This window comes from Stenotrophomonas sp. PS02297 (genome assembly GCF_029959705.1).
GTDB classification, from domain to species: Bacteria; Pseudomonadota; Gammaproteobacteria; order Xanthomonadales; family Xanthomonadaceae; genus Stenotrophomonas; species Stenotrophomonas nitritireducens.
Genome location: NZ_JASCOS010000118.1, coordinates 1 through 10948 on the forward strand (window position 1 = coordinate 1; position 10948 = coordinate 10948).

The window sequence follows — 10948 nt, forward strand, 5'->3', positions numbered from 1 at the left end:
CGCACCCCCGCCATCAAACCCCCCCAACCCCCCGAGGCCGCCCGCGCCCCCGGCGCGGCCGCGCAGGAGCGCGGCGCACGCACCGGACGCACGCTCGCCGGATCGGCGCAGCAGGTCTGGCTGGCCGGGCTCGGTGCGCTGTCGCGGGCCCAGGCCGAGGGCAGCCGGCTGTTCGAATCGCTGGTCAAGGAAGGCGAATCGATGGAGGCGCGCAGCCGGCAGGATTCGACACGCGGCGAGACCCTGCGCGATTCGGTGGAAAGCACGCTGGAGCAGGCCCGCGAGCGCGCGGCCGGCACCTGGGACCGTGTCGAGAAATCCTTCGAGGACCGGGTGCAGCGGGTCCTGCGGCGCATGGACATTCCCAGCCGTTCCGACATCGAAGCGCTCAACGCGCGGCTGGACGCGCTCAACCATCGCCTGAACCGCGCCGAAGCCAACGCAACGCCCAGGCAGGCACCTGAAGAACACTGATGTTGCAAAGCAGCATCAACTGAGCAAGAATCGACCCGACCCGCCAGCAGTACCGCGCCGTTTGTCTCCCTCCCCTCACGGCTCCGGATGGCGGGTTTTTTATTGCCGCGATCCCGTGCGGCAACCGCTCCGGGCCATCGCCAGGCGATGTCATGAGCCGCTCCAGGCGGTTTTTTGCGCCCGCTCTCCGGGCGATCCCCCGCATGCCGCCATCCGTGCGCGATGAGCGCGGTTGCAGGAGCGCACTTCCCTACGCGGCGGAACGCGCCTGCCAATACCTCATCGCGCACTGCAGCGCGCTTCCGCATGGCAGCGCTGCCGCCCTTCACTGGCGACTGCCCTCCGTCGCCGTTGGCGCAGCGCTGCAGCTGCCCGGGCTGACCCTGCCCTGGCGTTGAAGCCTTGGGCGGGGCGAGTCCTGCATCTGCGAGCCGGGGATGTCAGCGCACGATCAGGTCGATCAGCCACTGCGCCTGCCGGTACGGCGGTTTCAGCAGGTCGCCACCGGTACGACGGGCCTGCCACAGGATCGGCAGCTGCTTGCTCATCGCGTCGAAGCCGACGCGGCCGTGGTAGGCGCCCATGCCACTGGGGCCGATGCCGCCGAACGGCAGGTTGCTGATGGCGAAATGGAACAGCGTGTCATTGACCGAGATGCCGCCGGCCAGGGTGCTGCGCAGGATCCGCTCCACGCTGGCGCGGTCATGGCTGAACGGGTACAGCGCCAGCGGGCGGTCGTGGGCGTTGACGTAGCCGATGGCCTCGTCCAGCGAACGCACGCTGCGGATCGGGAACACCGGACCGAAGACTTCCTCCTGCATCACCGTCGCATCGTCGCCAGGTTCCAGCACCAGGGTTGGCGGGAACAGGCGCTGCGCCGGATCGGCTTCGCCCAGCACGATCACCTCCAGTCCGCGCGCACGGGCGTCGTCCACGTAACCCTGCAGGCGCGCGTACTGGCCCGCGTTGATGATGCGGCTGTAATCACCATTGCCGGCCAGGCCCTCGCCATAGCGCGCGCGCACCTGCGCGCGCAGCGCCTGCACCAGCGCATCGCGGCGCGACGCGCCTACCAGCACGTAGTCCGGGGCGATGCAGGTCTGCCCGCAGTTGAACCACTTGCCGGTCGCCAGCCGTGCCGCGGCCTGTTCCAGCGGATAGTCGTCGCAGACGATGGCCGGCGACTTGCCGCCCAGTTCCAGCGTCAGCGGGGTCAGGTTCGGTGCGGCGGCGGCCATCACCTTGCGCCCGACCGCGGTGGATCCGGTGAACACCAGGTGGTCGAACGGCAGCGCGGCGAACGCGCCGGCCACGTCGGCGCCGCCCTCGGCGACGGCGACACGATCGGTGGGAAACACTTCGGCCAGCAATTCGCGCAGGAAAGCCGCCGTGCGCGGCGTGTGCTCGGAAGGCTTCAGGTAGACATGGTTGCCGGCGGCGATGGCGGTGGCCAGCGGGATCAGCGCCAGGTTGACCGGATAATTCCATGGCGAGATGACGCCGACCACGCCTACCGGCTCGGGGCGGATCTCCGCGCGCGCCGGCAGGAAGCGCCAGCCCACGCCGACGCGTCGCGGCTTCATCCAGCGGCGCAGGTGCCGGCGCAGGTGGTCGATCTCGTTGAGCACGGTCATGCCGTCGGCGATGCGCGATTCGTGCAGCGAACGGTGGCCGAAATCGGCGGCGATGGTCTGCGCCATCTCGTCGAGCCGCCGCTTCAGGGCCTCGCGCAGGCGCAGCAGGTCGGCGCTGCGCTGCGCGCGGTCCGGCTTGTGCACCTGCCAGGCGGCGCGCAGGCGGTCCAGGGTCGGGCGCAGTTCGGAAACGGGCGTGGTGGCGAGGGTGTCCATGCGATGAAGTCTGTGGAGGCCGGCGGTCCGGCATTGCATCGGGAGGATGGGCCGGCGCATGCCGCCGCGTCCAGCATGGATGCGGCGGCACGCGCCTCGTGGAGCGGGGCTGCGCCCCGCCGGGGATCCATCGGCCAGGCCCCTGCCCGGCAGGCGCGGGTCAGAACCGGTAAGCCAGCTCCATGCCATAGAAGCGCGGCTCGCTGACGCCGGCGGCGGTGGTGCCGACCACCGTGGTGCCATAGGTATACAAGCCGTTGACGTAGCGGTTGTCGAACGCATTGTTGACGTAGGCGGCCACGCTCCACTGCGTGGACGGCGAACGCCAGCGCAGGTACAGGTCGGTGCGGTTGCGTTCCTCGCCGATGGTGAAGGTGGCATAGCGCCCGCAGTTGCCCTGGCTGGAAGAGCCCGAATTGCAGCGCCCGCGCCCGCCATAGGAATGGCGCGCCGAGAACGTCAGGTCGCCGTGCCCGCCCAGCGGCAGGGTGTAGGCCGCGCCGGCGGCGAAGGACAGGTTCGCCTCCCCGGTCGGTTGCCCGCTGAGATCAACGCCATCCGGGGTGATGAAGTCCTTGTAGGTCGAGTCGATCCACTCGGCGGCGAAGTCCACGCTCAGGTGCTCGCTGGCCTGCCAGCGCGCGCTGAAATCCACGCCGCGCGCGGTCAGGTCGCTGGTGCTGACCACGTAGCGCGGGATGTCGGCCGAGGTGTCCAGGCGGATCGCCTGGCGGTTGTCGTACACGTAGTAGAACGCCGAGGCCTCGTACTGGATGCGCAGGTCGCGCAGGTCGCGCTTGATGCCGGTCTCGAAGTTCCACACGCTTTCATTGTCGAAGGCCGCGCCCGGCGAGAACACGTTGTAGCCGCCGGCCTTGTAGCCCTTGGCTACCGAGGCGAACAGCATGGTGTCCCCGGACGGGTGATAGTCGACGACCAGGCGCGGGCTCCAGTCGCTCCACGCATGCCTGGCGCGGTTGGTCACGCCCTTGTTGGCCATCGAGATCGGGTCGCTGAAGGCCAGGTCGAAGCCGGCCAGGAACGCCGCATCGAGCGGGATCAGGCCGTCGCCATCCTCGTCCATGGCGCACAGGCCCAGTGCCTCGCACGGCACCGGCTGCGGCAGCACGCCGTACTGCTGCAGCGTCTGCAACGCCTGGTTCAGCGCGTCGGCGCGATGGTAGTCATTGAACCAAGTGAATTTCTTCTCATCGCGCGTATAGCGCAGGCCGAAGGTCAGGTTGAGCTTGTCGGTGGCGTGCCAGATCACGTCGCCGAACGCCGCGTAGGCGGTGGAGTCGACCGTGTTGTCGTAGGCCTCGCGCCACGGATGGCCGAACAGCTGCACCGGGATGCCGTAATAATCCGCCGCGTCCTGCAGCATGCCGAACAGCGGCATGCCGTACAGGCCCGCGGCGGCGGTGTTGATGCTGTCGCTGGTCAGATCGACCACGCTGGATTGGCTGGCCTTCTCCTGGAACCAGCTCGCACCGGCCACCCAGTCCAGCCGCTCGGTATTGCCGCTGAACTTGAACTCCTGGTACCAGGTGGTGTTGTCCTCGATGTTGATGGTGTCCAGGTACAGCTCGCGGCGGTTGGTGCCGTCTTCCTCGGCGCGGTTGTAGGTATCGAAGCTGCGCCAGGAGGTCATCGAGCTCAGGTGGCCCCATTCGAACGCGTGGTCGAGGATCAGGGTCGCGCCATCGAACTTGCGGGTCTCGTCGTTGTCCGGCACATCGGTGTAGGCCGCGTGGCCGATCGGGTTCTGGTAGCGCGCCGGATCGGCGGGCACCGGCGGCACGCCCGGCGCCGGCGGCAACGCGGCGATGCCGATGGCCGGGCGCGAGCGCTGGTCCATGTCCTCGTGGTCCCAGCTCAGCAGCATCTGCGTGTTGTCGCCGATGTCCCAGCGGAAGGCCGCGCGCGTAGCCCAGTTGCGGCCGTCGTCCAGCGGCTTGCCGGTGGCCGCATCCTTGACCCAGCCGTCGGTCTGGCTGCTCATGGCATTGAGGCGGAAGGCCGTGGTTTCGCCGGCCGGCAGGTTGAGCATGCCGTCGAAATACTGCTTGCCGTAATTGCCCATGCGCACGCGCGCGCGGCCTTCGAGTTCGTTGCCGGGCCGCTTGGTCACGATGGACACCGCGCCGGCGGCGGTATTGCGCCCGAACAGGGTGCCCTGCGGGCCCTTCAGTACTTCGATGCGTTCCACGTCGAGGAATGGCAGCACCGTGCCGCCGCCGCGGCCGGCGTAGACGCCATCGACATAGACGCCGACGGTCGGATCGGTACCGATGCCGAAATCGCCGGTGCTCAGGCCGCGCAGCTTGAAGCTGGCCTGGGTCGGCTGGTCGTCGCTGATCGACAGGCCCGGGACGAAGCTGTCCAGGTCGCCCAGGTTCTCGGCCATGGTCTGTTCGATGACGTTCTCGCCGATCACCTGCAGCGCGATGGGCACGTCCTTGAGTTCCTGCTCGCGGCTCTGCGCGGTGACCACGATCCGGTCCAGCTCGATCGCATCCGGCTGCCCTGGCGGCGGATGCTGCGCCTGCGCGGCAAGCGCCGGCGAGGCCAGCAGCGAGGTCAGCAGCGCCTTGCGGACGCCGCGCGACAATCTGTTGTAGGTCATCGAGTTCCCCTTTCCCATTGAGTTCCCCTTGCCATTGGTCGCGCGCGGCACTGCCAAGGCCGCACGCTTTCCACTGTGTGCATGCCTGCTCCGCGCTACGCGCCGCACTCCTGCGCGGACATGGCCGCGATCCACTGCCGTATCAGTTCCACGCCCTCTTCGTGGACCAGGCTGCGCCCCAGCTCCGGCATCATCACGCCCGGGTCGGTGCTCTCCATCCGGTAGGTCAGGATCGAATCGTCCGGCTTGCCGGGAACGATGTCCCAGGCCCGGTTGCCGGTGCCCTGCCCCGCGGCGATCGGCAGCTTGCAGCGACCTACCCGCAGCGGATCGTGGGTGTTCGAATCCAGCCACATGCCCGAGGTGCGCGCCGCGCCCTTCTGGCTGTGGCAATGCCCGCAGTTGATGTCCAGGTACGAACGCGCGCGCGCTTCCAGCGGCGCCTGCGCATCGTTCCAGGCGAGGTTCCGCGGCAGTTCGCCGGCAGGCACCTCGCCCAGGTAGCCGACCTCCTGCCAGTGCTGCAGCTGGTTGGCCTTGCCGCCGGCATAGGTGACATCGTGGTTGAGATGCCGCGCCTTCGGACCGATCGGGAAAATCTGCTTGGACTTGAGATCGACGCCATGACAGCCGGCGCACTGGTTCTCGTCCGGCACCATGTACTCGATCTGCTGGCGCCTGCCGTCCTTGTCCGCCAGGGTCAGCGGCACCAGGTCGCCGGTACGCATCAGCCGGGCCTCGCTCTGCTCGGCGTTCCATACATAGGGCAGCGCGATCCAGCCCGACTCACGACGCACCAGCAGCCGCGTCTCCACCAGCCGCACCTTGCCCAGCGTCAGCCCCCCATCCGGCTCGGCGCCGGCGTCGTCGCTGCGCAGCACCCTGTCGCCCTTGCCACGCGGGTAATAGAAGGTCTTGCTGATGATGGTGCCGACCGGGAAGTCCAGCGCCCCGTCCGCCTGGTAGCGCGCGGATGCGCCTTCCGGCATCCACACCGTGCGCAGCTTGTGCGCGTAGTCGGTGAACAGGGCCGAATCCAGGTCGTAGGGCAGTACCCGCGCATTGAGCTGCAGCCGGCCCTCGGCCACGTAGACAACGCTCCAGTCGGACAGGCGCTCGGGCATGCCTTCGGCGAAGAAATGCACCGGCTTGGGCGCCGGGGTGCGCGCGCAGGCGGCCAGGATCAACAGCGCGGCCAGCCCGGCGATCCTCGGGGAGATTCGATGCAACGCCATGGGCGCCACCTCAACCGCGCTTCAGGTCGATCGCCGGCAGCGACGGCAGGGTGCAGTCGTAAGGCCTGGCGTCCTTGCTCGGATTCTTGTAGCCGCCGGGGCCGTCGGCATTGAGCACGCCGGACACGTCGCGCAGGCAGATCTGCGGGCCTTCCCTGCGCTGCGGATTGACGTAGCCGTCGAACAGCACGTCCGGGAAATGGCCGGTCAGCCCGTACATCGCCACCTTCAATGCCTTGAAATCCATCCGGTCGGGCGAATCGCCGCCGCCGGACAGGCGGTTGCCGTGCACGTGGATGCGCTCCGGATAGGGATCGAACTCGCCCGAGGCCTTGTCGTCCTTGTAGCCGGTGGAATACACGCTGGAAACGATGATGTTGGCGGTCTGGTTGTCGGCGATGTCGTTGTCGAAGATCTCGATGTTGTCGTTGGAGTTGATCACCACGCCGCTGCCGGCCGGCACGCTGGCCACCGGCGTGCCCTTGGCGCCGAAATTGTCCAGGTTGTTCGCCACCACCTTGTTCCTGAACACGCGGATCGCATCGCCCTGCTGGGTCAGCGCGGGCATGTTGAACACCAGGATGCCGCCGGTGTTGCCGGTGGCCACGTTGTCGTAGACGTCGGCGTTGATCGTGTTCTCGACCTCGATGCCGGCCACGTTGCGCTCGGCGCGGTTGTTGCGGACGATCACATCGCGCGACTGGCCCACGTAGATGCCCGAATCCGAGGCGCCGATCGCCACCGAGTTCTCGATCAGCACATTCCTGCACAACACCGGATACAGGCCGTAGCCGCCGTTGCTGGTCTTCGGCCCGCCGGTCCACTCCACGCGCACGCCGCGGATGGTGACGTTCTCGGACTGACTGATCTTGAAGCCGTCACCCTTGCTGTCCTCGATCGCCAGGTTCTCCAGGGTGAAGCCGTCGGCGTTCACCAGCAGGCCCTCTGCGCCGGCCTTCTGGCCCTTGAAGCTGAGGATGGACTTGTCCATGCCCTGCCCGCGCAGGGTGACATTGTCCACGCGCAGGCTGAGGCTGCGGTCGAACTGGAAGGTACCCTCCGGCACCTCGATCACGTCGCCCGGCTTGGCGTCCAGCAGCTTTTCCTGCAGGACCCTGGCGAAGCCGGCGTCGCCCGCCGGCGGCGCCGGCGCGTCGGGAGCCTTCTGCTGGCAAGCGGACAGCAGGAGCGCAAGAGCGCCGATCGTGCCGACAAAAATGCTGCGTTGCATGAATTCTCTCCCGTACGTGCTCGCCAAGTCTGCGCCGCAGTCTGGTGCGTATGAATGCATTGCGCGAAGGGCATAAGCGGCATACAAAGGGGGGCAAAACGGACAATCGGAAGGACTTCGGATGCGTTTGAACACCGCAATCGGCGACGATCTGTCCACCGCCGACCGGCCTACCAACATCCTCTGCGGCCTGATGCAGCTCGCCGCCGAGACCGGAATCGACTGCAATGGCTGGTTCGCCGGAACCCGCCTGCAACCGGAGGAAATCAGCGATCCCGACACCCGCATGTCCTACCGGCAGGCGATCACGGTGATCCGCCGCGCCCTGCCCTCGCTGCCGGTCGAAGGCGTGGGCCTGGTGCTGGGCGACCGGCAGAACCTCGGCAATTTCGGCCTGCTCGGACTGGCGATGAAAACCGCCCCCGATTTCGGCGAGTCGGTACGGGTCGGCCTGGCCTACCAGCGCAACAGCGGCGCGCTGATGGACATCACCCTGGCCGAACATGGCGACACCTGCGTGGCCGCAGTCGCCACCGCACCGGACGAGGCCAGCGATCTGCAGCCGTTCCTGTGCGAGGAACTGTTCTCCAGCGTGCTGCAGCTGGTCCGCGAACTGGTCGGCCCGGACTTCCGCCCGCTGCGCCTGGAACTGGGCTACCCGGCTCCCCGCTACGCGCAGCGCTACCGCGACCTGTTCGACTGCGAAGTGCGTTTCGGACAGCCGCGGCATGCGTTGGTGATCGAACGGCGCTGGCTGGAACTGCCCTTTGCCAGCTACAACCCGGCAACCTCGAACCAGGTGATGACCCTGTGCCGCATGCAGATGGACGTCCAGCCTCCATGCGGGGAGACCACCGCCGCGCTGGAAAGCCACCTGCGCACGCGCCTGCGCGAAAACCCGCAGATGGCCGAGATGGCCGCCGCACTGCACCTGAGCGAACGCACACTGCGCCGGCAGCTGGCCGATGAGGGCACATCCTTCAGTGCGGTCCACGACCGCGTGCGCACCAAGCGCGCGATGGAACTGCTGCGCGATCCCAAGCTCTCCATCGTCGCCATCGGCGGCCGGCTGGGCTTCAACGATGCGCGCGAATTCCGTCGCGCGTTCAAGCGCTGGACCGGACGTGCGCCGAGCGAGGCACGGCGCTCCGGCGACTGATGGCAGGCCCCGCCCTGCGGAGAACACCCGGCTCCGCGACACCTGGCATTACCCCCGGGGGCTGGCCCGGTAATGCCGCAGCGGGGCGTTGCCCCGCTCTACGAGGAACACGCGCCCTGTAGCGCCGGGCAGCGCCCGGCGGGGCTGGCCCGGTAAACCAGCAGAGCGCTGCCCCGCTCTACGGAGCATTCGGGCGCTGGACGGAAAAACGCCGCGCATCACTGCGCGGCGTTCCGTTTTTCGGCCCATGTTTCGCCGGCACGTTGCGCCGTACCGCGCCGATCAACCGCGCAGCCGCCCCAATAGCTCGCGCGTCATCGGATCGGCGATTTCCACCGCCTGCCCCTGCAGCGCCGGCAGCAACTGGTTTGCAAGCTGCTTGCCCAGCTCGACGCCGAACTGGTCGAAGGCATTGATGCCCCACACCAGCGACTGCACGTAGACCGCGTGCTCGTACATGGCGATCAGCGCGCCCAGTGCGTGCGGGGTCAGCGCGTCGAGCAGGATCAGCGTGCTCGGGCGGCCGCCCGGATACTGGCGATGCGGATCGTCGCTGTCCTGGCCGTTGGCCAGCGCCTCGGTCTGCGCCAGCAGGTTGGCCAGCAGCGCCTGATGGTTGACGGTATAGGGATCGTCGTTGTGCACGCAGCCGATGAAATCGGCCGGCACGATGCTGGTGCCCTGGTGCAGCGCCTGGAAGAAGCTGTGCTGCACGTCGGTACCCGCCCCGCCCCACCATACCGGCACGGTGTCGGCATCGACCGGGCTGCCGTCGAGCTTGACCCGCTTGCCCAGGCTTTCCATCACCAGTTGCTGCAGGTACGCCGGCAGCAGCGCCAGGCGCTGGTCGTAGGTCATCACCGCGTGCGTGGCGCAGCCGAGCGCGTTGCGGTTCCAGATATCGGTCAGCGCGTGCAGCACCGGCAGGTTGCGTTCCAGCGGCGCACTGGCCGCATGCGCATCCATTTCCGCCGCGCCGGCAAGCAGCTGGCCGAAGCGCTCGAAGCCGATCGCCAGCGCGATCGGGAAGCCCACCGCCGACCACAGCGAGTAGCGGCCGCCGACCCAGTCCCACATCGGCAGCACGCGTGCCGCGTCGATGTCGAAGGCCCTGGCGGCGCGCTCGGGATTGGCGCTGACCGCGTACAGGCGCTCGCTGCCGCCCAGCCAGTCGCGCAGGATCGCGCCGTTGAGCAGGGTTTCCTGGGTGCCGAAGGTCTTGGAGATCAGGATGCCGGCGGTGGTCGCCGGGTCCAGCGTGGCCAGTGTGCGCTGCATCGCCGCGCCATCGACGTTGGAGACGAAGTGCACGCGCAAGCGCGCGCCGCTGGCCGGACGCAAGGCGTCGGCCACCAGCCGCGGGCCAAGATCGGAGCCGCCGATGCCGACGCTGACGATGTCGGTCACGCTGCTGGCTTCCAGCGCCTTGACCAGTTCGCCCATGCGCCGCTGCACGGCCACCGCTTCGGCATGCTCGGCCGCCGCCTCGGGGCTGGCGTCGCCGCGCAGCGCGCTGTGCAGCACGGCGCGGTCTTCGGTGATGTTGATCCTTTCGCCGCCGAACAGGCGCGCGAAGCCGCCGGCGACGTCGCAGGCGGCAGCCAGCTCCAGCAATGCATCGAGCGCGGCGCGGTCGTATGTCTGCCGCGCGAAGTTCACGTACAACGGACCGACCTTGAGCGCCAGGGTTTTCACCCGGTCCGGCTCGGCGGCCAACAGCGAGGGAATACCCGTGCCCTGCAGTCGCTGGGCGTGGGCGTGCAATGCGGTCAATCCGTTGTTCGTCGTCATGCGGCCTGTGTGGGGATGGAGTGGTTGGTGTGGGTGATGCGGTTGTCGCCGTCGACGTAGACCAGCTTGGGCTGGAAGCTGTCGGCCTCGGCTTCGCTCATGCTGGCGAAGGCGGCGATGATGATCACATCGCCCACCTGCACGTGGCGCGCGGCGCCGCCGTTGAGCGAGATCACGCCGCTGCCGGCTTCGGCGCGGATGGCATAGGTGGAGAAACGCGCGCCGTTGGTCACGTCCCAGATGTGCACCTGTTCGAACTCGCGGATGCCGGTGGCTTCCAGCAGGTCGCCGTCGATCGCGATGGAGCCTTCGTAGTTCAGCTCCGAATGGGTGACGGTGGCGCGGTGGATCTTGGTCTTGAGCAGGGAAAGTTGCATGGCGGTGCCGGAATACTGCGAAAGAAAGCACGCAGTCTAGCACCGGCGCGGGCCCTTGCCCGCACTGCAACATGGACTGTCCGGCCCAGCCGGACGGGCATGAAAATGGCGCCACGAGGGCGCCATTTGCTGGCTTCGCCGGGGCCCGGCAGGACATCCGATGCCCCATCGGCATCCCCCGGCAACGCCCGGCCGGGCGTTGCCC

8 protein-coding genes are annotated in these 10948 nt (G+C 68.1%); 2 read left to right on the top strand and 6 right to left on the bottom strand.

Annotated elements, in window-relative coordinates; translation table 11 throughout:
- The coding region (locus QMX80_RS16195; RefSeq protein ID WP_345782391.1) for a phasin family protein at nt 1-474 on the top strand (474 nt) is incomplete at its 5' end.
- A gap of 440 nt (nt 475-914) precedes the next feature.
- Here QMX80_RS16195 and QMX80_RS16200 read toward each other — a convergent pair.
- From QMX80_RS16200 to QMX80_RS16215, 4 genes are all read right to left on the bottom strand, one after another.
- Nucleotides 915-2324 carry a coniferyl aldehyde dehydrogenase gene (locus tag QMX80_RS16200; RefSeq protein ID WP_282278161.1) on the bottom strand — a complete coding sequence of 470 codons (1410 nt, stop codon included), beginning with the start codon at nt 2322-2324 and terminating at the stop codon, nt 915-917.
- 160 nt (nt 2325-2484) lie between these two features.
- Complete coding sequence (locus QMX80_RS16205) at nt 2485-4950, bottom strand: TonB-dependent receptor (RefSeq protein WP_282278162.1); 2466 nt, start codon at nt 4948-4950, stop codon at nt 2485-2487.
- Nucleotides 4951-5045: 95 nt separating this feature from the next.
- Nucleotides 5046-6185, bottom strand: coding sequence for an SO2930 family diheme c-type cytochrome (locus QMX80_RS16210; protein WP_282278163.1), 1140 nt, complete (start codon nt 6183-6185; stop codon nt 5046-5048).
- Between the two features lie 10 nt (nt 6186-6195).
- Complete coding sequence (locus QMX80_RS16215) at nt 6196-7416, bottom strand: parallel beta-helix domain-containing protein (RefSeq protein WP_282278164.1); 1221 nt, start codon at nt 7414-7416, stop codon at nt 6196-6198.
- A gap of 127 nt (nt 7417-7543) precedes the next feature.
- Between QMX80_RS16215 and QMX80_RS16220 the strand changes: the two genes are divergently transcribed.
- Nucleotides 7544-8575, top strand: coding sequence for an AraC family transcriptional regulator (locus tag QMX80_RS16220; RefSeq protein WP_273081861.1), 1032 nt, complete (start codon nt 7544-7546; stop codon nt 8573-8575).
- Nucleotides 8576-8857: 282 nt separating this feature from the next.
- Here the strand turns inward: QMX80_RS16220 and pgi are convergent, their stop codons facing one another.
- Together pgi and panD are read right to left on the bottom strand one after the other, a co-directional pair.
- Nucleotides 8858-10366, bottom strand: a complete 1509-nt coding sequence (gene pgi / locus QMX80_RS16225; RefSeq protein WP_282278165.1) for a glucose-6-phosphate isomerase — start codon at nt 10364-10366, stop codon at nt 8858-8860.
- A complete protein-coding gene (gene panD, locus QMX80_RS16230) occupies nt 10363-10743 on the bottom strand; it encodes an aspartate 1-decarboxylase (protein ID WP_055764931.1) in 381 nt (126 codons plus the stop codon). Before panD ends, pgi begins: the two co-directional genes overlap by 4 nt.
- Nucleotides 10744-10948: the final 205 nt, after the last annotated feature.

Excerpts from the sequence above, each read along its gene's own strand:
- pgi (WP_282278165.1), bottom strand. The coding sequence starts at position 10,366 with ATGACGACGAACAACGGATTGACCGCATTGCACGCCCACGCCCAGCGA.
- QMX80_RS16210 (WP_282278163.1), bottom strand. The coding sequence starts at position 6,185 with ATGGCGTTGCATCGAATCTCCCCGAGGATCGCCGGGCTGGCCGCGCTG.
- panD (WP_055764931.1), bottom strand. The coding sequence starts at position 10,743 with ATGCAACTTTCCCTGCTCAAGACCAAGATCCACCGCGCCACCGTCACC.
- QMX80_RS16215 (WP_282278164.1), bottom strand. The coding sequence starts at position 7,416 with ATGCAACGCAGCATTTTTGTCGGCACGATCGGCGCTCTTGCGCTCCTG.
- QMX80_RS16205 (WP_282278162.1), bottom strand. The coding sequence starts at position 4,950 with ATGACCTACAACAGATTGTCGCGCGGCGTCCGCAAGGCGCTGCTGACC.
- QMX80_RS16200 (WP_282278161.1), bottom strand. The coding sequence starts at position 2,324 with ATGGACACCCTCGCCACCACGCCCGTTTCCGAACTGCGCCCGACCCTG.